The organism is Neisseria weixii, assembly GCF_042658245.1.
Lineage (GTDB): Bacteria > Pseudomonadota > Gammaproteobacteria > Burkholderiales > Neisseriaceae > Neisseria > Neisseria weixii.
On sequence record NZ_JBHSPY010000015.1, the window covers coordinates 30,174 to 51,714 of the forward strand.

Genomic DNA, 21,541 nt, shown 5'->3' on the forward strand with positions numbered 1-21,541 from the left:
TATATGGAGGCCTTTTGAGATTTTTCAGACGGCCTAATTCATGATCAGGTCACGCCGTAACGCTCGCGGTAAGCCTTCACCGGCTCGAAAAAACCACTGAATTCAGAATTGTTTTGCAACAGCGTGAACAAATCGTTCAAGTTGGCAATCGATACCACCGGCAAACCGTATTGCTGCTCGACTTCCTGTACCGCCGACAATTCGCCTGTGCCTTTTTCCATCCGGTCGAGCGCGATGGCGACAGCGGCCGGAGTCGCGCCTTCGGCCTCAATCAGTTTCACTGATTCGCGTACCGAGGTGCCCGCTGAAATCACATCATCGATAATCAGTACGCGGCCTTTGAGCGGCGCACCCACCAGCACACCGCCTTCGCCGTGGTCTTTCGCTTCCTTGCGGTTGTAGGCGAACTGCACGTTCACGCCTTTTTCCGCCAACACCATCGCCGTGGCCGCCGCCAAAATAATGCCTTTGTATGCCGGGCCGAACAGCATATCGAATTCCACTTTGCTGGCAATAACCGCTTCGGCGTAAAACTTCGCCAGTTGCAGGGTGGAAGCACCGTCGTTAAACAGGCCGGCATTGAAAAAATATGGCGACCGGCGACCGGCTTTGGTGGTGAATTCGCCGAATTTCAATACGTTTTGAGACAAGGCGAATTTCAGGAAATCTTGGCGGAAATCAGACATAACACGGGCTTTCAAAAGGTGTTGATTTTAAAATAGGGATTATAAAGGATTGCGCGGCAAAACCCAAAGGCCGTCTGAAAAAATGTTGTGTTTAGACGGCTTTAGGCTGAAATAGGGTAGGCGATTAGGCAGAGGAAAACACATTTAAGACAAAATATTTTTGTACACCATCACACACAAATACATGTTTCAACACACAGGACTTCACATAAAGTGCAGCCCTATGCGCTGCCCGATTCGGAAGGGGTTACACCTCTTCCGGACAACCCCCGATTCTGCCGCCCTGAAAGGCGGGGTTTCAACCGGTAAGGAGGTTTTGATGAAAAGCGCCTTTAATCGCATAATTTAACCGAACGGCGTTATTTATTTAGGTGCTTAGGAAGCAAAATCACCCAAAAAAATGATAAGCTTCTGAAATGGAAATAAAAAACAAATATCAAAAGTTCAGTAAAATTTCCGAACCGAAATTTCGTCAAATCCTACGGTTTTTCGCTTTGGGTTTGACAGCTTCCGATACCGCCAAACTGACAGGTATCAGCGTCAGAAGCATCAACAGCCTGTTTCTCAAACTCCGGCGGCGTATGGCTCTTGAGTGTGAAAAACAAACACTTTTCGGCGTTATCGAGTTGGACGAATCCTATTTCGGCGCAAAACATATCCGTAGTAAGCACGGGGTGGTGCAGGCGGTAAAAACATTGTTTTCGGAATACTTAAACGGGGTGATAAGGTGTATGCCGGAATCGTCCCTGATGCTTCCAAAGCCACACTGCAAAAGGTTATCAGAGGGCATATCTCTGTTGAAAGCGTTATCGATACCGACAGCCGGCGCGGTTATCAGGGGTTGGTCGATATGGGCTTTGCCGGGCATTTCAGAGTGCGCCAAGGGGAGAATGAGTTTGCCGGAGGTTCGCAGCATATCAACGGTATTGGGTCATTCCGGAGCTACGCTAAGCATCGTCTGATACGATTTAACGGTGTGGCAAAGCATACGTTTTATCTACATTTGAAAGAGACAGAATTCCGCTTCAATTACAGGAATGTTGGTTTGTATAAGGTGCTGCTGAAAATGTTACGGTATGACCCTTTAAAATGAATTTTGCTTCCTAAGCCCCTAATTTAAAATATCAAACATTCTTTTACGTTATAATTATAAGTTATGATATTATGGGTATGGTTATATGTCGTAACCGTTTATTCGGAAACAAGCGGAAAGGAAGAAAATGAAACAATATTTGGCCTTATTGTGTGTGGCGGCATTGGCTGCTTGTGGCGGTGGCGGTGGCAGTACGCCGACAACGCAATCAACCCCGACCAATACATCCAATCAAACTTCGTCAACTGCGGCAAACTCACAGAATGCTTCAGGCAGACAGTTTTACAGTTTGTACAACAGCAAAGCCGATGCGGTTACTTTCGACAGCAGCAATATCAAAAAAATCAAAATTGATGGTGTTGATATTGATTTGGCAACCATCGGCGGCGGTCATTTCAACGATTGGCAGGGTAATTTCGGCGGCATCCGTTCAGGCAATGCCAACGCTCCTGCGGGTGTAAGCGATTGGTTGGTGTATAACCAATCCGGCGATCTGGTTGCTGGTGTGGTGACCAAATCAGGCAATAACTATGCTTTCTACAACGGTAAATTTACCGATGCCGCCCAAATGCCGGCATCCGGTAAGGCCGTGTACAACGCCGGCGTTGTGCAGTTTATGCAGTTTAACGGCTTAAGCAGTCAAACTTTGAGCAGCAGCCGGTTTACTGCCGATTTCGGTGCGAAAAAAGTGACCGCCGATATTTTGCGCGATGCCCGTTACGGCGGCAATATTGCCATTAACGCCGATATCAGCGGCAGCAAATTTGCTTCCGCAGCAGGTGCGGCTACACAAGTCGAAGGCGGTTTCTTCGGTGCAAATGCGGCGGAAATCGGTGGTATCTTTAAAAACGGTGAAACTGTTGGCGCGTTTGCCGGTAAAAAGTAATACCTTGATTCAGTGATATAAAACACAATAGAAGGCCGTCTGAAAAATGTTTGTTCAGACGGCCTTTCCCAACAAAAAGCTAAGCCCGGCAAGTTCTGTTACAATCGCTTTTATTTCATTTTTAACACACTCATCATGCTGAAAATCATCTCTGCCAATGTCAACGGCATCCGTTCTGCTTACAAAAAAGGTTTTTATGAATACATCGCCGCTTCCGATGCGGACATTGTCTGTGTGCAGGAATTAAAGGCGCAGGAGGCGGATTTGTCGGAGGAAATGAAGCAGCCGCATGGGATGTACGGGCATTGGCATTGCGCGGAAAAACGCGGTTACAGCGGCGTGGCGGTTTACAGCAGGCAAAAGCCGGATGCGGTGCAATACGGCATGGGTATTGAAGAATTCGACCGTGAAGGGCGTTTTGTGCGTTGTGATTTTGGCAATCTGACCGTGATTTCGCTGTATCTGCCCAGCGGCACCAGTGCGCCGGAGCGTCAGGAGTTGAAATACCGTTTTCTGGATGCGTTTTATCCGATGCTGGCGGCGATGAAGGCGGAAGGGCGCGATATTGTGGTGTGTGGCGACTGGAATATTGCCCATCAGAATATTGATCTGAAAAACTGGAAAGGCAACCAGAAAAATTCGGGTTTCCTGCCTGAAGAGCGCGAGTGGATCGGCAAAGTGATTGCGACTTTGGGTTGGACGGATATGTGGCGTACGCTTTATCCTGAAGTACCGGGCTATACGTGGTGGAGCAACCGGGGACAGGCCTATGCCAAAGACGTGGGCTGGCGGATTGATTATCAAATGGTCACACCGGAATTGGCGGCCAAGGCGGTGTCGGCGCATGTTTATAAAGACGGGAAATTCTCCGACCATGCGCCTTTGGTGGTGGAATATGATTATGCGGTGTGAGGCCGTCTGAAACGGAAATGCTATGTTGAGCGCGTATGACCTTGAAGATTTGACCCTGTTGCTGGTGCATGATACCGAAGCGCCGCCGGTATGGATGGAACGCTGGGCGGTGAGCTATCCGATTGTATTGCACGCGGAAGTATCGCGTTCGCAAAGTATTCGGGAATGGCAGCAGGCGGTTCAGACGGCTTTTGCCGGGCACCAAAGCCGCCATGTGGCGGTGGTGGCGCACGGTGCGGGCGTGTCGGCGGTATTGGCGTGGCTGTATCAGGCGGATGTGAACGTGCAGAAAACCGTGTGCAATCTGATTTTGGTGTCGCCCTTGCTACAAGCGTTTCCCGATGACGCCGGACACACCTTGCAACGCGCCCGATGCCATTGCCGCGCGGCCTTGGTGATTGGAAAAAGCGGCGATTGTCCGCTCGATTGGGCGCAGGAGCAAGCGCTGCGTTGGAATGCGCGTTTACTGGTGTCGCCGCAAGAAGGCCGTCTGAACGGGGTATTGGGCGGCTGGCAATGGGGCATGAAGCTTATGCAGGAGATGTTGCTGAGCTGAGAAAAGGTTCTTGGCCGCCTGAAAGTTATCTGGCTTCAGGTAGCTTTTTGTCTTGTAGGGATTGAAAGTTCGTTATCCTGATTCTGCAGCCTAAAATTATCCGTCGCGGTTGAAGTTGATAATCACCACTAGAGCCTGTCGACAATTGACCGGCGAAGCGGTTTTTTGAGGCAAAACCCGCGTATGCAAGGCAAAAAGCGCAGTAAGGTTGGACACCTTGCGGGCATTTTTAACGCCGCAGACAGGGATTTTTGACCAAAAACACCGCCGTTGCGTTAATTGTCAACAGGCCCCAGATTCAAGATATTGAATTTTATTTGTTGTTGTCATTTTTCTGCATCTTCATCTTAGAGACTAAAGCCGCTAGATAGTCCGGATACTGTAAAATTTGTTAGAAACCGGGCGATAAACCATTCTTCAAGTTCTTTTAAAACAAACACACAAAGATTTTCAGAAGGCATGTTGCCGGTAGGGCAAAAAAAACATATTATGACAACCAGCTGGCCGCATTATAACAATGCTGGTATCTCTTTAAAATTAAAAAACTAAAGGAAAATACAATGAAAAAATGGTGTTTGCTTGTTACGGCAGCGTTGATGGCGATTACCGGAGGTACGGTTCAGGCAGCAGGGAGCAATCCGACCGTCAGTAAAAAAACCGTTACCTACAGCTGCCAGCAAGGCCGGACTTTAAAAGTGACTTACGGTTTCAATAAACAAGGCTTGCCGACTTATGCTGCAGCCTCGCTAAACGGTAGGAAACGCGTCTTGCCGATTAATCTGGCTCGTTCCGACATCGCCGGCACCATGTTCGGTAAAGAGAACGGCTATGTTGTCAGCACCGGCTATTTGGATTCTAAAAATTACCGCACGTCATCCGCGATGGTGACTTCCCCGAACAACCAGATTCTGTATAAAGGTTGCGAGACGCGCCGTTAATTGAAACAGTTTGGCAAAAAGGCCGTCTGAAACTTTATTTTTCAGACGGCCTTTTTACATTGACTCAATATTGCCGGCCCGTTGATAACGGCAGTTTCGGAAAACGGGTTTCAACCGGCTGTCTAAGAGCAGTTGTTTAATCATTCTTTAATCATCACAAAACGGTAAGTCTGTTTACTGCTGCATCTCCATTGCCGCCTCTATTTTATCCGCAGCTTCCTGTTTGTCGCTGCGGTCGGCTTCGGGCGTTTCGTGGATATGTTCTGCCGGCGGATGGTATTGAAATTTGCCGTACACAGGAAAATGGTCGGAGCCGATGTGCGGCAATACTTTCAAATCGGCTACCAAGAAATCGCTGCTGTGGAAAATATGGTCGAGCGGCCAGCGCAGCAGTTTCCAATCGGCATGAAAGGTGTTGTACAAACCGCGGCCGATACGCGGGTCGAGCAGGCCGCTGACGCGTTGGAACAGACGTGAGGTATCTGACCAGGCGACATCGTTCAAATCGCCAAACACCATACAGCTTTCATCGGATTCGGCGATTTCTTTGCCGACCAACAAAAGCTCGCCATCGCGTTCGGTTGATGTTTCGCTTTCGGTCGGGCTGGGCGGCATCGGGTGCAGGCAGTAAATGCGGATCAGCTCGCCGCCGGGCAGCTCGGCTTTGGCGGTAATCGACGGAATATCGTCGCGCACACGGTATTTCACTTCCGCATCATGCAGCGGCAGACGGCTGTATAGATGCATGCCGTAAAGGTTGTCGAGTGGCACTTTCACTGTATAAGGGTGGTCGGTTTCCAATTCCGCCAGTGCGTTTTCCCACCATTGGTCGCTTTCCAGGGTAAGCACCACGTCAGGGCGGTATTGGCGCACGAGCGACAACAGTTTATTGGCTTGACGGTTGGGCGTGAGCACATTGCTGGCCAAAATGCTGACAGTATGGTCGTTGTCTTCCCCCTGATAACCCATCACCTGCTTTTTTCTCAAGCGGGTGTAGGCGCTGATTTGCCAAAACTGCCACACGGCGCAGACAAAGTTCACTACTTCCATCAGGTCGAAAATGACATTGCTGCTCTGTTCCAGCCAATAATTGAGCAGCATGCACAATACGCTCAAGGCGGCGATTTGCAGGCGCGGGAAATCGAATATCCGCATCACCCAGTGGTCGGATTTCAGCAGCGACAGCAGGGTAGCCACCACAGGCACGCACAACAGCGCCAACAGCAGCCAATCGCCTAAGGGTAAATCGGACATAATCGTTTCCTGATGAAATCTTTCGGTCAAATACGTTTGCGCCGCCGCCATCATTCATCACGGTGAAGCTAATCGGTATATTGGGCGACAGCGTCTATGCCGATATTAAAAGGATGAAGCCGCTTCGGGCGGTTTGAATTTTGATTGGTGAATGTTTTATTATCCATTTTAATGAATACTTTGTAAACGTGGCAGGATAATGCTGCAAACCATCAAAAAATCATCAAGGCCGTCTGAAATATTTTTTTCAGACGGCCTTGATGATTGAAGCAAAATTGAAGCGCTTAGCGGATATCCACAAATGAGCTCGAGTGTAATTCACGCAGCAAATTGGTGGTGGCTTGTTGGGCTTTTTGTTGCGAAATGAATTGGCGTACGGCATTTCGTTGGCGCTCTTCCGGCGTACCCGATTCACGGATGTCGTTCAGCTTGATGATGTGCCAGCCGAACTGGGTACGCACCGGTGCGCTGACTTGGCCGGGTTTGAGTTTGTGCACGGCATCTTCAAACGGCGTCACCATCATGCCGTCTGAAAACCAGCCCAAGTCACCGCCGTTGGCCGCGCTGCCGTCTTGCGAGTATTGGCGTGCCAAACCGGCGAAATCCGCACCGCTGCGGGCTTGGGTATAGATTTTGCGGATGGTACTTTCGGCTGCGGCTGCTGCGTTGTCGGAATCGGCTTTAATCAGAATGTGTTGTGCATTGTATTGGCGCAATGGTTCGCCTTCGGGCAGAGCAACACCTTGCTGCTGCGCGCGGTTGATGAAGCTGGTGACTTCGCTGTCGCTGACGCGGCTGTTTTCCATAATGGCTTGCTGGCGTACTTTTTCGACAATGATGCTGTCGCCGATTTCACGGCGCACACGGTTGTTGGCGTTTTTCAAGGCCGGATTTTGCGCAATCACGGCATCGATTTCGGCTTCACTGGCTTGAATATTGCGGCGTTTGCCGGCTTGCACGATCAAAGATTGGTTCACCATTTGCGCCACGACTTGCTGGCGCAGTTCGGCATCGGTGACTTGCGTGCCTTTAGGCAGGTTGCGGCGTGCAGCGGCCAGTGCTTCGTTGACCTGGCGCTGGGTAATGATGTCGTTGTCCACCACGGCGGCGATGCTGTCGGACGCTTTGACATCGGCGGCATGCACGGCATTCAGGCTCAGACCGAATACCACGGCCAGCATTAAGGGTTTCACATTCATGGGTTTACTACCTCGTTGGTTTTGCTGTAGCCCGGAATGGCTAAGCGGAGTTGTTCAAACGGATTTTGACCGACGTTGCTCAAATCTTTCAGCTGTAAGTTGAAGAAAACGGCGTTTTTCTTGCTGTTTTCACCGGTGACGTAGCGTTGTGCCACCACGCTGGCACTCCAGCAGCCGCAATCGCTTTTGTATTCGACACCGGCCAGCATTTCCAGCGGTTTTTTCACGGTGATTTCATAGTTGTAGCGGGCAACGGCATACAGGTTTTTGCGCAGCGGCCATTGGGCGGCCAAATCGATTTGGCTTAATTTGTCGTACAAATATTGGCCGTCGTCTTGCAGGTAGATGCGGGTGTTGCGGTTGTATTTGTAACGTGCGCTCAATACTTTGCCCGGTTCCGGGTTGTAGCGGATACCTGCGGCATAGCTCTCGGCGCGGTTTTGGTTTTGATTGTAGTGGATGTCGAAATCAAAGCGTACGCTGTCGGTGACGTTGCCGTGGGCAAACGCCACCCAGTCGGAACGGTTGCGTTCGTATTGGCTCACGCTGCCGTCGAGTAAGACGGTGTCGGTTTTGAAATAGAATTTCTGACCGATACCGGCGCGGAACAATTCGGCACCGGTTTTCGGGTTGAGAATACGGCTCTGCACGGCGGTCGACAAACTGTTGGACGCATTAATGCGGTCGTTGCCCGAAAACAGGTTTTCACGGAACAATTGTTCGTAGGTGAAGCTGTTTTCCGAAGTGTCTAAGTTCGGCCAGTCGGTTTGCGATTTGGTCGGAATGTAGTTGTAAAACAGGCGCGGCTCCAGCGTTTGCAGGTATTCGCTGCCCAAAAAATTCGTGTGGCGTTCAAACGTCATGCCGCTGTCGACGCTGACCATCGGCAGGAAACGGCTGAAATGGCGCCGGCTGCTGCCGTTGAAGCTGTCTAAATCATAATAAGTGGCGTGTGCGCCGACTTTGGGGCGCACATAGCCCCAATTGTTGTGGAAATCCCATTTTACGCTTGGGTGGAATACGAAACGGTTGCCGCTTTGTTTGTCGTCATGCTTGAAGCGGGTGAACTGGCCGAATACATCGAATTGCATATTGTCGAGGCTGCGCTGCCAGCGGCCGGACAAGCGGGGCATGATGGCGTAAGGTTCGTCTTTGTAGCCGTATTCGTTGGCCAAGGTTTGGTATTTTTGCGCCATCAGCGAGCCGTCAAAATTACCGCCCCAATAGGTGTCATGGTAGTTTAACCAAACTTGGCGGTTGAGATTGACGTTGTCGGCTATATCGTTGCGGCCGTAGAAGTCGCGGTAGTAGTCGTTATCCGATACGCTGTTGAAATCTACGCCGCCGCTGAGTTTGGCGGTAAATTGATGGTTGTGGTTCCACTTGAATTGGTAGCGGTTGTTGTGTTCGCTTTTTTTGTCGTCGGGCATCCAAGTGCCCTCGATTTGACCGTGGTATTTCGGCTCGAGATAGCGCACCTGCCCGCCCAAACGCACACCGCGACTGGAGATAATGCCCGGTGTCACGGTGGCATCTAAATTCGGTGCCAGGTTTAAGTAGTAAGGCAGCGAGAGTTCAAGGCCGTCTGAACCGGTAGAAATATTTGGCACTAACAAGCCGCTTTTGCGGTTGCCGTTGAGTGGGAAATCTGCCCAGGGCGTATACAAAACGGGCACGCCGCCGAACACCAGCGAGGCGCTTTTGGCGACACCGATGCCGGTTTCTTGGTTGGCATCAATGCTTTTGGCCTTGATGTACCAGCTGGCATCGCCGGGGGCGCAGGTATTGAATTTGGTGTTGATGAGTTTGTAACGTGCTTTGCTGAGCATTTCGGCTTTTTCGCTGACACTTTGCAGGCGGCGGCCATCGCGTTCGGTTGCCATGCGCACGTTTTCAGTCACGCCTGCACCGGAATCCAAGTTGTAATTGATTTGGCCGCCGCTGACGACTGAACCGTTTTGATACAGCACAAACTGATCGCCGGCGGTCACGCTGTTGCTGGCTTGATCGTAATGTGCCCAGTCGGCGTTGAGAACTTCATCATTGCGCTCGATAATCACCCCGCCTTTGGCCTGCACCTGCACATTGGTTCGGCCTTCGACGTAATCGGCGGTCACGCGGGTGTAATCGGTGGGCAGAGACTCTTCGCCGCTACGTTTGACAGCAGTTTCGTCTTGTTGCGCTTTGGCGTGGCCGGCCAAGGTTTCTTTGGTGCAAAACAGACAGGTGCTGCCCAAAGACAATTCATCCGCTTTTTCAGACGGCCTATTGTCGTCGGCCCGGGTCTTTTGAGCATTTCCGGCAACGTTGTGTTCGGCTGAGGCAAGGGGGTTGGCCGTATCTTGGGCGGTTTCAATCGGCACATAATCGGCCGCATCCGCAGCAAACGCGCCACCGGTCTGTGCTGCCGCCGCCGTGCTGAAGCCGACGCTTAATGCGATGACCAAAGGTTTGAGTGAAAATAAACGAGCCAAAGTTACACCTTAAATCGGTTTTGCCAGTTAGAATAGCGTTTATTTTAACCTGAAAATCCAAGAAACTGCTATGCAACGACAAATTGAATTACAAAATTGGTTGAAAACCGTTTATCCGAATGAATCTTTCGAGTTGGGCTTTGCCGCGGCCGATGCCGATTTCCGCCGCTATTTCCGCGCCACTTTTTCAGACGGCCGCACGGTGGTGTGTATGGACGCGCCGCCGGAAAAAATGAGTGTGACGCCGTATTTGAAGGTGCAGAAATTGTTCGACATGCTCAATGTGCCGCAGGTTTTGCAGGTTGATGAAGCGTTGGGCTTTATGGTGTTGAACGATTTGGGTAACACCACGTTTTTAACCGCCATGACGCAGGAAACGTCGGAATCCGCCCACAAAGCCTTGCTGCTTGAAGCAATCGACGAATTGATTGTGCTGCAAAAAGCCAGTCAGCCCGACCAGTTGCCCCCGTATGATCGCGAAGTATTGCTGCGCGAGATTAATTTGTTTCCAGAATGGTTTGTTGCCAAAGAGTTGGGCAAGGAATTCAATTTCAAGCAGCGTCAATTGTGGCAGCAAGTGGTCGATACCTTGCTGCCGCCGCTGTTGGCGCAACCGCAGGTGTATGTGCACCGGGATTTCATTGTGCGCAACCTGATGCTGCAATCCGGACGCCCGGGCGTATTGGATTTTCAAGATGCGCTGTATGGTCCGATTTCTTATGATTTGGTGTCACTGCTGCGCGATGCGTTTATCGAATGGGAAGAAGAATTTGTGTTGGATTTGGTGATCCGCTATTGGGAAAAAGCCCGCGCCGCCGGTTTGCCCGTACCGGCCGATTTTGACGAATTCTACCGCTGGTTCGAATGGATGGGCGTACAACGCCATCTGAAAGTCGCCGGCATTTTCGCCCGTCTCTACCACCGCGACGGCAAAGACAAATACCGTCCTGAAATCCCGCGTTTCCTGAATTATCTGCGTCGTGCCAGCCGCCGTTATGTCGATTTGGCGCCATTGTACGCACTGTTGGTTGAGTTGGTCGGCGACGAAGAATTGGAAACGGGTTTTACGTTTTAACCAAATTTAGGTCAAACGCCGCCAAGCAGGGAATTAAACGGCAGTTTTACACTCTAAGCCAACGGGGCCGTTTGCGGCTACCGTTGGATAGGTCAGTCAACCTTTAAGACAGCGGAATTCGGCTGTTTGAGGATTTTCGCTTACCATACAGCCGATTAATATTTTAACCTTCATGCACAACTGAAAATGACGACAAAACTTTCTTTAATTGTTCCTGTTTATAATGGCGGTAAGTTCATTGCCGGTCTGGGTGAAAATTTCTTAAACATCCATCAGGCTTTGGGCAATGTTGAATTCATCGTGATTAACGATGGTTCCCGCGATGACACGCTGGTGCAGTTACAAGCATTGTTTGCGGAGCATCCTTACCTGCAACACCATTTGATTGATACGCCCAACGGCGGAGTCAGCCGGGCGCGTAATTTGGCTTTGGAAAAAGCCGGCGGCGAATTTGTGATGTTTATGGATCACGACGATCAATTGAACCCTCAAGAGCTGGGCCGTTTCTTAGAAATCATGGATACGCAGGCCGCTGATTTGCTTCAGTTTGATGTCGAAGAAAAATTCCAATTAGGCGATAGTGTCACAGTGATGGACTTAGCCAAATACATGAATGAATTGTCGTTTATGTCGGCGGTTTGGTCATATATCTATCGTCGAGATTTAATCGAGTCATTAAAATTGCGTTTTATCCCGGGCATGGCTTATTTGGAAGACGGAGTCTTTTTATTGGAATACATGCTGGCCTGTAAAAAAGTGGCGGCGACTCATCAAAAAGTTTATCTTTATGTGGACAATCCCGATTCCGTGATGCGCAAAAAACGCACGGCGGAGCAAACCCAGAAATATCTCGACGACATTGGCTTATCGGTTAAAGAATACACCCGCATTATGAAGGCGGATAAGCAGCCGGAAGTCAGCAAGCGCTTATTGGAAATCCGTGACTCTTTCCAATTCATTTACATTGCATCGATGCTGAAAAACCGTATTTCGGCATCGGAAATGTTCCGTCGTTTACAGGATGTGGGCTACGATTACCAGTTAAAAGGGTATCCGAGTCGGTTTAACCGGCGTATGCGCACGCGTGTTTTGTGCGCATTATTCCGCAGTAAAGCCGCATTACAGGCATTGGCCGCCAGTAAAGTCATGGCAAGATAGCTCGGTCTTTACCAAAAGGCCGTCTAAAAATCCGAGTGGGATTTTCAGACGGCCTTTTTACATTGGAGGCCTTGCTTAAGTCAGGTAAATTGTTCACAATCAGGCCGTTTGAAAAATAATATATCAATTTCTCATCAGCTTATGGCTCACTTTTTTATCCGCCGCCCCGTGTTTGCGTGGGTGCTGTCGATTTTTATTACGCTGGCCGGTGCGCTGTCGATTTTGGCATTACCGCTGGAGCAGTATCCCGATATTGCGCCGCCGCAGGTTTCTGTGGTGGCGCGTTATACCGGTGCGTCGGCGGAGACGGTCAATGATTCCGTGTCGCAGGTGATCGAGCAGCAGCTGACCGGTTTGGACGGGTTGATGTACATGACCTCAACTGCCGATTCGTCGGGTCAGTCGCGCACAACGATTACCTTCGAGCCGGGCACCGACATCGATGTGGCGCAGGTTCAGGTGCAAAATGCTTTGCAACAGGTGATGTCGCGCCTGCCTGAAGCGGTGCGCAGCCGCGGCGTGTCGGTGACGCGCGGCGGGCAGGATAATTTGGTGTCGTGGATGTTTTATACCGATGACCCGAACGTGCCGCGCGTGGCGATAACCGATTATCTGGCGAGTAATGTGGTGGATGTGCTGGGACGCATCGACGGCGTGGCCGAAGTGCAGCTTTACGGCAGCAGCTACGCCATGCGCATTTGGCTGGATCCAAATAAATTGGAGCAATTCCAGCTGATGCCTTCTGATGTGCGTGCGGCTCTGGAGAGTCAGAATACGCAGGTTTCGGCCGGTCAGCTGGGTCAGTTGCCCTCTGTTGACGGGCAAATGTTGAACGCGCCGATTCAGGCGCGCAGCAAGCTGCAAACGGTGGAACAATTTGAAAATGTGGTGCTGAAAAGTGCGCCGAGCGGTGCGGTGGTAACAATTAAAGACGTGGCGCGGGTGGAATTGGGCGCGGAAAGTGCCGATGTGCAAACGCGGTTTAACGGCAAAAACGGCGGTGCGCTGGGCATTGTGCTTTCAGACGGCGCCAATGCTTTGGATACGGCTGCGGCGGTGGAAGCGAAAATCCGCGAGCTGGAGCCGGATTTCCCTTACGGCATTAAGGCGCAAACCAGCCAAGACAGCGTACCGTTTGTGAAAGCGTCGTTAAAAGAAGTGATGAAAACGCTGATTGAAGCGGTTGTGTTGGTGGTGCTGGTGATGTTTGTGTTTCTACAAAGCTGGCGTGCTACCCTGATTCCTGCGATTGCCGTGCCGGTGGTGCTGATGGGCACGCTGGGCATTTTGGCGGCTTTGGGTTACTCGATTAACATGCTGACCATGTTTGCACTGGTGTTGGCCATCGGTTTGCTGGTGGACGATGCCATCGTGGTGGTGGAAAACGTCGAGCGCGTGATGCACGATGAAGGTCTGGATGCCAAAACCGCTACCGAAAAATCGATGAAAGAGATTTCTTCCGCGCTGGTGGGCGTGGGCATGGTGTTGTCGGCGGTGTTTGTGCCGATGGCATTTTTCCCCGGTACCACCGGCGTGATTTACCGCCAGTTTGCCGTCACGCTGATTGCGGCGATGGGCTTTTCCGTGTTGGTGGCTTTGACGCTTTCGCCGGCCATGTGCGCCCAGTTTCTTAAACCCAAAGCACACGACAAACCGAGTGGCAGCCTGTTCAGACGGCCTTTTGCCTGGTTCAACCGCAATTTCGAGCGATTATCGCAACGCTACGCCGCATGGGTGGGCGGCACCTTCAAGCACGGCAAGTGGATGTTTGCCGGTTTTCTCGCCATCATCGCCGCTTGCGCCGCTTTATTCCATTTCTTGCCGACATCGTTTTTGCCCGAAGAAGACCAAGGCTATCTGCAAGTCAGCGTGACCATGCCTTCGGGGTCGACGGATGCGCGTTTGCGCGAAACCTTGGACGATTTGGAAGCTTTTTTTCAACAACAGCCCGAAGTCGCCAATGTGATGGCACTCACCGGCATACGCGGTAACCAGGGTTTCGGTTTGCTTACCGTGCGCCTGAAACCGTGGGTAGAACGCAGCGCCGGCCAAAGTGCACAGGCATTGGAACAACGCGCCACGCGCCTGTTCCGTCAGCGCAAAAACGCCAGGATTTTCGTCAATTTGCCGCCGGTGGTGCGTGGTTTGGGTTCGGCGGGCGGTTTGAATTTCGTGATTAAAGACAGCAACGGCCAAGGCTACGGCCAACTGGTGGCTGCTGCCGAACAATTCACCTCGCTGGCCGCACAAGATGCCCGCTTACGCAGCGTGCGCATCAACAACCAAGACCCGCGCAGTCAGGTAGTGGTCGATGTAGACGACCGTAAAGCCTTGGCCTACAGCATTAATTTGAATGACATCAATGCGGTGCTAACCAACGCTTTGGGCGGCACATACGTCAACGACTTTATCCGCAACGGCCGCGTCAAACGCGTGTATCTGCAAGCCGATGCGCCGTTCCGTATGCAGCCGCAAAACATCGGCGAATGGAAAGTGCGCAACCAAAACGGCGAAATGATTCCGCTCTCTGCCTTCAGCAGCGTGCGTTGGAATGTCGCACCGCCGCAGCTCATCCGTTTCAGCGGCAGCTTGGCAATGGAAATGCAGGCTTCGGCTGGCGAGGGCGTGAGTTCGGGCGATGCCATGGCGGCGGTGGAGGAAGTGATCAAACAATTGCCGCACGGCTACAACATCGAATGGACGGGCGCATCTTTGCAGGAAAAACGCGCCGGCGCGCTCGCGCCGCTGCTGTATGCCTTGTCGGTGTTGTTTGTGTTTTTATGCTTGGCGGCGTTGTACGAAAGCTGGAGCGTGCCGTTTGCCGTCATGCTCTCGGCGGTGTTGGGCGTGTTGGGGGCATTATTGTTTACATCGGCACGCGGTTTGGCGAACGATGTATTTTTCCAAGTCGGCCTGCTCACCACCATAGGATTGGCGGCGAAAAACGCCATTCTGATTGTGGAATTCGCAGTGCAACTGCAAGAACAGGGCAAAAACATTTGGCAGGCCGCCACCGAAGCCGCCCGACTGCGTCTGCGCCCGATTATGATGACATCGCTCGCTTTCGGTTTCGGCGTGATTCCGCTGGCGCTCGGTACCGGCGCAGGCGCGGGCAGCCGCGTGGCGATCGGCACGGCGGTATTGGGCGGCATGGTGTTTTCAACGGTTTTGGGCTTGCTGTTTGTGCCGATCTTTTTTGTGTGGATTCGGGCTTGGATACAGAAAAGGCGGGAGGCCGTCTGAAAAAAGCATCGCGTGGGAAATTTGTCCACGAGGTTTGAAGCGCTCTACTTTTGTCAGTAAGCCATACCGTTTGAAAAATCAAACCTTTTCAGACGGCAGGCGGTATCTTGTTGTGAGTACTAAATGCATATTGTATGCTTAACAGCCGGAAGGAGTATGAGTGGATTTTAGTGGAATATACGCGTTGCAGTATTCTTGGTCGGCCTAGCCGTTTATGCTCTGATTCTCACGCTGCAATACCAAATCATTAAACGAGGCCTTTATTGCAATCCGCATGCGGTTAATTTCCGCGCACGATACGCTGTACTTTCGACATTTTTGATTCAATTTGTTGTGCTTTTAAGCTTCGGCCTGCCGCCTAAGATGGCGGCGACCGTCGTAGCCGCAGTGGTGTTGAATATTCTGTTGGGTTTTTTATGGCTGTTTTTTGTAGCGACCAATGCAGACCAAATGTGGCGGAGCAGTAGGCAGAAGCGCTGGCTGTTGTGGCCATTGACGGCTGCTTCGGTGTTGAGTGTGATAATCGGATTTCTGAACATTTGAATAAAGATTTTTTCAAATTAAGAGGCTGCTTTAGTAAGTTGTGTTTGACTGAAACCAATGGTTGAATCGATTACATAGAATAAAAGGCCGTCTGAAAGTGGTTGCTTTCAGACGGCCTTTCTCATTAAAAAACCTTATTGCGCAGGCGCGGCTTTTTGTTCTTCACGAACTTTGTCCACCAGCAAATCAACGGTGTTCATGCCCGATTGCCAATCTTTAAACTGCACTTGGTATTTGCCGCCGACAATCACCACCGGCGTGCTGCTGATTTGGAAGGTATTGGCCAGCTCTTCCATTTTGTCGGCGCGGGCTTGGCTTTCGGGCGATTGGAACGCGGCTAGGACTTTTTTGCCGTCAAACACGGTTTGCGCAGACAGCCATGTTTTCACCAATTCTGCATCGGCCAGATTGATTTTTTCATTGATGACGGCGTTGAAAATCGGCATATCGGCGGCTTTTTCGCCGGCGATCTGCACCGCTGCGGCCAAGCGTGCAAACGGTTTCATTTCAGGCCCCCAAACGACGTGTTCCTTGCGCAGGTAGGTATCGTCTTTGAACGATTTCGCGTGTTCGCTCAACACCGGTTCCAAGTTGACGCAATGCGGGCAGAAATAGCCGAAGAATTCGACCACTTCGATTTTGCCGGCTTGCAATTGCGGAATCGGATTGGCCAATACGGTGTAGTTTTGGCCTTCTACCAAGCCGACGGGGGCGGCCGGTGCCGGTGCGGAAGCGGTGTTTTGCGCCGTGCCTTCGGCAGGTACGCTGGTTTCGGCTTGGCCGCCGCAAGCTGCCAAGGCCAGAGCCGTTAATGTGGTGAGGGTGATTTTTTTCAAGTTCATGATGTTACTTCCTGTAAAAGACAAACGTGATTTTAAAGCATTTTCGGCAGCGCATGAATGGGTTGGCGTGAAAAAGACGGTTTCATCGTGGGAAACAATGGCGAAATCGTTCAGACGGCCTGACCATTGGTCGGAAAACATAGCTGAAACAGTTTGTGCTGTCGTACAATAAACGGTTTTTCTCAAGGCCGTCTGAAAAGTTCAGCTGAGCGGAAACGATTCTTTAAAATGACGGTCGAATGCTGTTTCAGACGGCCTTTTATGTTAATTTTCAAACTGATGAAACGATTATGAATTTATTAGGTACTTTGGCCAAAGTCGGCGGCCTGACCATGGTGTCGCGCATTCTCGGCTTTGTGCGCGACACGATTATTGCCCGCGCGTTTGGTGCGGGCGTGGCAACGGACGCGTTTTTTGTGGCGTTCAAGCTGCCCAACCTGTTGCGGCGGATATTTGCCGAAGGTGCGTTTGCACAGGCATTTGTACCGATTTTGGCGGAATACAAGCAGACCAAATCGGAAGAGGCCACGCGCGAATTTGTGCGCCATGTGGCCGGCATGTTGAGCTTTGTGTTGGTGGTGGTGACCGCCATCGGTATTTTGGCCGCGCCGTGGGTGATTTATGTTTCCGCGCCCGGTTTTGCCAAAAATCCAGATAAATTTCAGTTGTCGATTGATTTGCTGCGGATTACTTTTCCTTATATCTTGTTGATTTCGCTGTCGTCTTTTGTCAGCTCGATTCTCAATTCCTACCACAAATTCAGCATCCCGGCCTTTACGCCGACTTTGCTGAACATTTCCTTTATCGTGTTTGCGCTGTTTTTCGCCCCGTATTCCGACCCGCCGGTGATGGCTTTGGCATGGGCGGTGTTTGTCGGCGGCATTTTGCAGTTGGTGTTCCAATTGCCTTGGCTGGCGAAACTCGGCTTTTTGAAGCTGCCGAAGCTCAGTTTTAGCAATCCTGCCGTGACACGCGTGATGAAACAGATGGCGCCGGCCATTCTCGGTGTGAGTGTGGCGCAGATTTCCTTGGTGATTAACACCATTTTCGCTTCGTTTTTGCAATCGGGCAGCGTGTCGTGGATGTATTACGCCGACCGCCTGATGGAACTGCCGACCGGTGTGCTCGGCGCGGCTTTGGGCACGATTTTGCTGCCGACTTTATCCAAACATGCCGCCGGCCAAGACAGCCAAGCCTTTTCCGGACTGCTCGACTGGGGTTTGAGATTATGCATGCTGCTGACTTTGCCGGCGGCGGTGGGCTTGGCGGTGTTGTCGTTCCCATTGGTGGCGACGCTGTTTATGTACCGCGAATTTACCCTGTTTGACGCGCAAATGACGCAACACGCGCTGATTGCCTATTCCTTCGGCCTGATCGGTCTGATTATGATTAAAGTGCTGGCGCCCGGTTTCTACGCGCGTCAAAACATCAAAACGCCGGTGAAAATCGCCATTTTCACGCTGGTGTGTACGCAGTTGATGAACTTGGCTTTTGTCGGCCCGCTCAAACACACCGGCCTTGCGCTCGCCATCGGCTTGGGCGCATGTCTGAATGCCGGTTTGCTGTTTTACCTGCTGCGCAAACACGGCATTTACCAACCCGGCGCGGGCTGGGGCGCGTTTCTCGGCAAAATGCTGCTGGCGCTGGCGGTGATGGGCGGCGGCTTGTGGGCGGCGCAAACCTATTTGCCGTTTGCCTGGGTCGGTGTCGGCGGCCTGCAGAAAGTGCTGCAATTGTGCGTGTTGCTGGCAATTGGCGGCGGCCTGTATTTCCTGACCTTGGGGTTGCTCGGTTTCCGTCCGCGTGATTTTAAGCGTTCGGAAAGTTAGGGGTTTAAAATAGAAACATGCCGTCTGAAACTTTCAGACGGCATGTTTATTTACAAAGGTGCATTGTCGATTTTCGATAAATCGGTGTTGACGGCAAAATCTTACCGTTCACATGGGGCACCCCGAAGCTTTTCAAACGTGCGGTGTGCATGGCCAGATAATGGTGTGCATCTTGCTCGGTGGCAAAATAATAAATGCCGCCGGCTTCTTGCGCGGTTTGGTTTTCCGTCAAAATTTCCAAATCAAACCCGGCTCTTGGGCGATGGATTCGGCCGGCGTTTTCATTCCGGCGGCCATCTCTTCGCCCCATGGGCCTTGATAGGGGAAATCGACTTGTAAGATAAACATTTTTTGTCCTTTAGATAAGTATGGCAAAGGCCGTCTGAAAAACTTTCAGACGGCCTGTGTTCATAATCAAAACAACTTCTTCACTTCCGCTTCAATATCATCGGCACGCATAAAGGTTTCGCCGATAAGGAATGTGTGCACGCCGTGGCTGCGCATGAAATCGACGTCGTTTTTGTTGCGGATGCCGCTTTCGGTGATGACGGTTTTACCGCTTAAAACGGGCAATAAATCCAGCGTTTGCTGCAAATCGACGTGGAAAGTACGCAGGTTGCGGTTGTTCACGCCCCACAGCGGGGTGGTCATGTTACGGCATTTTTCCAGTTCGGATGCGTCGTGTAATTCGAGCAATACCGACATGCCCAAATCATGTGCCACTTGTTCGAAATGTTCCAATTGTTCGGCTGCCAACGCGGCGGCAATCAGCAAAATGGCATCGGCACCCCATGCGCGGGCTTGGTAAATTTGGTATTCATCGATAATGAAATCTTTGCGCAATACCGGCAAATTTACCGCCGCGCGCGCCTGTTTCAAATATTCGGGCGAGCCTTGGAAATACGGCTCGTCGGTCAACACCGACAAACACGCCGCACCGGCCGCTTCGTAAGCTTTGGCGATGTCGACGGGGTTGAAATCGGCGCGGATCAAGCCTTTGCTCGGACTGGCTTTTTTCACTTCGGCAATAATGCCCGGCAGGTTTTGCGCGTGTTTGGCATGCAGCGCATCGGCAAAACCGCGCACCGGCTCGGCGGCGCGGGCTCGGGTTTTCATCTCTTCTAAAGAAACAGCGGCTTTTTGCGCAGCGACTTCTCCGGCTTTGGTGGCCAGAATTTTATTCAGAATGTCGGTCATGGTTGACTTTCGGGAAAGTGTGGGAAATCGGTTGGGGTTTTATCGGGACAAGGATTCAGACGGCCTTACAGTTTCGGCAGTGTCAGGCGGGTTTTATATGCCCACATCCGCAGCACATAGCCGCCAATCAGCAGGATATTGAGCGTTAGCGGGTTGACCCAGTTCCGGCGGTCGAGCAGGAACACGGCCAGCGCGACGATTACGGCGACGGTGCCGTAGAAATCCTGCCGCATAATCATCGGAATGTCGTTCACCAGCACATCGCGCACCACGCCGCCGCCGACGGCGGTAATGAAGCCGAGCATGACCACGCCGAAAACGTTTAAATCATACATCAGCCCGACTTGCGCGCCGGTGATGGTGAAGGCCACCAGCCCGAGCGAGTCCGCCCAGACGAAGGCTTCGGCCAACACGCGGCCTTGGTTGTTTTGCACTTTAAACAGCCACGCCGCCAGCACGGTCAGCGCGGTAATCGTCAGTGCGCCGTATTCGGTAAACACCAGCGGCATGTGCCCGACCAAGGCATCGCGAATCAGGCCGCCGCCGATGGCGGTGAGCAGCGCGCAAATCCACACGCCAAGCATGTCCAGCCGTTTGCGTGCGCCCACCAGATAGCCGGAAAGGGCAAAGGCAATGGTGCCGATAATGTGGATGACGTCGGTGGCGGTCATGGGTCAGGTTATGCATCAAAGTGTATGAAGCGAGATGATAGCATGAAGCGGTGGGAATGGGGCGGGCCCGTCTGAAAGGTTGGGGTTTGAGACGGCCTGCAGCCTTTTTATCGTGAATAAAACACAAAATATACTGCGTTGCCAACGTGCTTATGTGCTACACCGTGCGCGTTGCCGCCTTGTCTCTTTTTATTTCAATTCACTATATTTTGCTTCAAATTGCGAAAAATACTGCAACAAAGTGTGCGGCAGCCATCGGATATTCAGACGGCCTTCATCTTTACTCACAAACCCGACATGGCCGCCGTGGGGCGGTTGCAGCAGGGTCACGCTGTCGGATACATCGGCGGCGGTAGGCAATACTTCCGGCGGCAGAAAAGGGTCGTTAACGGCATTGAGCATCAGCAGCGGCGTGTGTACCGATTTCAGGTAGGGCTTGCACGAGCTTCGGCGGTAGTAATCGATGCGGTCGGTGAAGCCGTGTAGCGGGGCGGTGAACAAATCGTCGAAATCCCCCAGTGTTTTGCAGCTTTTTAACGGTGAGGCCGTCTGAAACTGTGTAAACGCTTCGGCTTTGGGAACCAGCGAATCAAGGAAATAGCGCGTGTAGAGCAGGCGGGCCATGCCTTTGTCGAAGCGGGTACCGGCGGCGGCCAAATCCAAGGGGGCGGAAACGGCAGCCGCGGCTTTGGGCAACGCCTCAAGGCCTTGTTCGCCCAAATATTTTACCAGGGCATTGCCGCCCAGCGACACACCGACGGCGTAAACCGTGGCATAGCGTTGCGCCAACGTGTTTAATACAAACCCAATTTCCGCCGAATCGCCCGAGTGGTAAAACACCGGCGCGGTGTTGCCGATGCCGCCGCAACCCCGAAAATGCGCCACCACGCTGTGGGGTGGTGTTAGTTTTGTCATGGGACAATAAATACCATAAACGGAAAAAAATCCAAATAAAACAAAAAATAAGGGGAAATTTGAGTAGAAA

Annotated in this window: 16 protein-coding genes and 3 pseudogenes; 10 read left to right on the forward strand and 9 right to left on the reverse strand. The window is 51.7% G+C overall.

Translation table 11 applies throughout. The features are described 5' to 3' along the window. Window positions 1-44: 44 nt before the first annotated feature. Window positions 45-686: an orotate phosphoribosyltransferase gene (gene pyrE, locus ACFPVS_RS08420; RefSeq protein ID WP_378595636.1), complete on the reverse strand. Its 642-nt coding sequence runs from the start codon at window positions 684-686 to the stop codon at window positions 45-47. A 416-nt stretch (window positions 687-1,102) separates the two neighbouring features. Here pyrE and ACFPVS_RS08425 point away from each other — a divergent pair. From ACFPVS_RS08425 to ACFPVS_RS08445, 5 genes and pseudogenes are all read left to right on the forward strand, one after another. Then, a pseudogene (locus ACFPVS_RS08425) lies at window positions 1,103-1,779 on the forward strand (IS1595 family transposase). A gap of 127 nt (window positions 1,780-1,906) precedes the next feature. Next, on the forward strand, window positions 1,907-2,665 hold the full coding sequence (locus ACFPVS_RS08430) for a Slam-dependent surface lipoprotein (protein ID WP_123804113.1): 759 nt from the start codon (window positions 1,907-1,909) through the stop codon (window positions 2,663-2,665). A 135-nt stretch (window positions 2,666-2,800) separates the two neighbouring features. Continuing rightward, the gene (locus ACFPVS_RS08435; RefSeq protein WP_378595637.1) at window positions 2,801-3,577 is read left to right on the forward strand and encodes an exodeoxyribonuclease III; all 777 of its coding nucleotides are present in this window, start codon (window positions 2,801-2,803) and stop codon (window positions 3,575-3,577) included. Between the two features lie 25 nt (window positions 3,578-3,602). Continuing rightward, window positions 3,603-4,133 carry an alpha/beta hydrolase gene (locus tag ACFPVS_RS08440; protein WP_123804141.1) on the forward strand — a complete coding sequence of 177 codons (531 nt, stop codon included), beginning with the start codon at window positions 3,603-3,605 and terminating at the stop codon, window positions 4,131-4,133. A gap of 560 nt (window positions 4,134-4,693) precedes the next feature. After that, entirely contained in the window at window positions 4,694-5,071 is a 378-nt protein-coding gene (locus ACFPVS_RS08445) for an ACP-like domain-containing protein (protein WP_123804111.1), read from the forward strand. Window positions 5,072-5,245: 174 nt separating this feature from the next. On the opposite strand, the gene ACFPVS_RS08450 is transcribed toward ACFPVS_RS08445, so the two are convergent. The 3 genes from ACFPVS_RS08450 to ACFPVS_RS08460 form a co-directional block, all read right to left on the reverse strand. Continuing rightward, window positions 5,246-6,325 carry an endonuclease/exonuclease/phosphatase family protein gene (locus ACFPVS_RS08450; RefSeq protein WP_378595638.1) on the reverse strand — a complete coding sequence of 360 codons (1,080 nt, stop codon included), beginning with the start codon at window positions 6,323-6,325 and terminating at the stop codon, window positions 5,246-5,248. A gap of 284 nt (window positions 6,326-6,609) precedes the next feature. Beyond that, a complete protein-coding gene (locus tag ACFPVS_RS08455) occupies window positions 6,610-7,524 on the reverse strand; it encodes a foldase protein PrsA (protein WP_378595639.1) in 915 nt (304 codons plus the stop codon). Beyond that, window positions 7,521-9,998, reverse strand: a complete 2,478-nt coding sequence (locus ACFPVS_RS08460) for an LPS-assembly protein LptD (RefSeq protein ID WP_123804108.1) — start codon at window positions 9,996-9,998, stop codon at window positions 7,521-7,523. The genes ACFPVS_RS08455 and ACFPVS_RS08460 overlap by 4 nt, the downstream gene beginning before the upstream one ends. Before the next feature lie 70 nt (window positions 9,999-10,068). Between ACFPVS_RS08460 and amgK the strand changes: the two genes are divergently transcribed. The 4 genes from amgK (at window position 10,069) to ACFPVS_RS08480 (ending at window position 16,017) form a co-directional block, all read left to right on the forward strand. Beyond that, the gene (amgK, locus tag ACFPVS_RS08465; protein WP_123804107.1) at window positions 10,069-11,073 is read left to right on the forward strand and encodes an N-acetylmuramate/N-acetylglucosamine kinase AmgK; all 1,005 of its coding nucleotides are present in this window, start codon (window positions 10,069-10,071) and stop codon (window positions 11,071-11,073) included. A gap of 186 nt (window positions 11,074-11,259) precedes the next feature. Then, entirely contained in the window at window positions 11,260-12,231 is a 972-nt protein-coding gene (locus ACFPVS_RS08470; protein ID WP_378595640.1) for a glycosyltransferase, read from the forward strand. Between the two features lie 141 nt (window positions 12,232-12,372). Then, the gene (locus tag ACFPVS_RS08475; RefSeq protein ID WP_378595641.1) at window positions 12,373-15,474 is read left to right on the forward strand and encodes an efflux RND transporter permease subunit; all 3,102 of its coding nucleotides are present in this window, start codon (window positions 12,373-12,375) and stop codon (window positions 15,472-15,474) included. Between the two features lie 318 nt (window positions 15,475-15,792). Then, the gene (locus tag ACFPVS_RS08480) at window positions 15,793-16,017 is read left to right on the forward strand and encodes a hypothetical protein (RefSeq protein WP_378595642.1); all 225 of its coding nucleotides are present in this window, start codon (window positions 15,793-15,795) and stop codon (window positions 16,015-16,017) included. 134 nt (window positions 16,018-16,151) lie between these two features. Here ACFPVS_RS08480 and ACFPVS_RS08485 read toward each other — a convergent pair whose 3' ends face one another. Further along, window positions 16,152-16,859, reverse strand: coding sequence for a thiol:disulfide interchange protein DsbA/DsbL (locus ACFPVS_RS08485; RefSeq protein ID WP_123804103.1), 708 nt, complete (start codon window positions 16,857-16,859; stop codon window positions 16,152-16,154). Window positions 16,860-17,149: 290 nt separating this feature from the next. Here ACFPVS_RS08485 and murJ point away from each other — a divergent pair, with 290 nt between their 5' ends. Next, entirely contained in the window at window positions 17,150-18,688 is a 1,539-nt protein-coding gene (gene murJ, locus ACFPVS_RS08490) for a murein biosynthesis integral membrane protein MurJ (protein ID WP_378595643.1), read from the forward strand. A gap of 46 nt (window positions 18,689-18,734) precedes the next feature. Here the strand turns inward: murJ and ACFPVS_RS08495 are convergent. The 4 genes and pseudogenes from ACFPVS_RS08495 to ACFPVS_RS08510 all read right to left on the reverse strand — a co-directional run. Then, a pseudogene (locus tag ACFPVS_RS08495) lies at window positions 18,735-19,036 on the reverse strand (monooxygenase). Between the two features lie 66 nt (window positions 19,037-19,102). Continuing rightward, window positions 19,103-19,885 (reverse strand): indole-3-glycerol phosphate synthase TrpC, encoded by a 783-nt coding sequence (gene trpC, locus ACFPVS_RS08500; RefSeq protein WP_123804101.1) that lies wholly within the window; start codon window positions 19,883-19,885, stop codon window positions 19,103-19,105. A 65-nt stretch (window positions 19,886-19,950) separates the two neighbouring features. Continuing rightward, entirely contained in the window at window positions 19,951-20,556 is a 606-nt protein-coding gene (locus tag ACFPVS_RS08505) for a trimeric intracellular cation channel family protein (RefSeq protein ID WP_123804100.1), read from the reverse strand. Window positions 20,557-20,745: 189 nt separating this feature from the next. Further along, window positions 20,746-21,450, reverse strand: a pseudogene (locus tag ACFPVS_RS08510) (YheT family hydrolase); the annotation flags it as partial. Window positions 21,451-21,541 lie beyond the last annotated feature (91 nt).

Bases quoted from the DNA above. Each gene is read 5' to 3' on its own strand.
- pyrE (WP_378595636.1), bottom strand. From the start codon at position 686: ATGTCTGATTTCCGCCAAGATTTCCTGAAATTCGCCTTGTCTCAAAAC.
- ACFPVS_RS08430 (WP_123804113.1), top strand. From the start codon at position 1,907: ATGAAACAATATTTGGCCTTATTGTGTGTGGCGGCATTGGCTGCTTGT.
- ACFPVS_RS08435 (WP_378595637.1), top strand. From the start codon at position 2,801: ATGCTGAAAATCATCTCTGCCAATGTCAACGGCATCCGTTCTGCTTAC.
- ACFPVS_RS08445 (WP_123804111.1), top strand. From the start codon at position 4,694: ATGAAAAAATGGTGTTTGCTTGTTACGGCAGCGTTGATGGCGATTACC.
- ACFPVS_RS08450 (WP_378595638.1), bottom strand. From the start codon at position 6,325: ATGTCCGATTTACCCTTAGGCGATTGGCTGCTGTTGGCGCTGTTGTGC.
- ACFPVS_RS08455 (WP_378595639.1), bottom strand. From the start codon at position 7,524: ATGAATGTGAAACCCTTAATGCTGGCCGTGGTATTCGGTCTGAGCCTG.
- amgK (WP_123804107.1), top strand. From the start codon at position 10,069: ATGCAACGACAAATTGAATTACAAAATTGGTTGAAAACCGTTTATCCG.
- ACFPVS_RS08470 (WP_378595640.1), top strand. From the start codon at position 11,260: ATGACGACAAAACTTTCTTTAATTGTTCCTGTTTATAATGGCGGTAAG.
- ACFPVS_RS08475 (WP_378595641.1), top strand. From the start codon at position 12,373: ATGGCTCACTTTTTTATCCGCCGCCCCGTGTTTGCGTGGGTGCTGTCG.
- ACFPVS_RS08485 (WP_123804103.1), bottom strand. From the start codon at position 16,859: ATGAACTTGAAAAAAATCACCCTCACCACATTAACGGCTCTGGCCTTG.
- murJ (WP_378595643.1), top strand. From the start codon at position 17,150: ATGAATTTATTAGGTACTTTGGCCAAAGTCGGCGGCCTGACCATGGTG.
- trpC (WP_123804101.1), bottom strand. From the start codon at position 19,885: ATGACCGACATTCTGAATAAAATTCTGGCCACCAAAGCCGGAGAAGTC.
- ACFPVS_RS08505 (WP_123804100.1), bottom strand. From the start codon at position 20,556: ATGACCGCCACCGACGTCATCCACATTATCGGCACCATTGCCTTTGCC.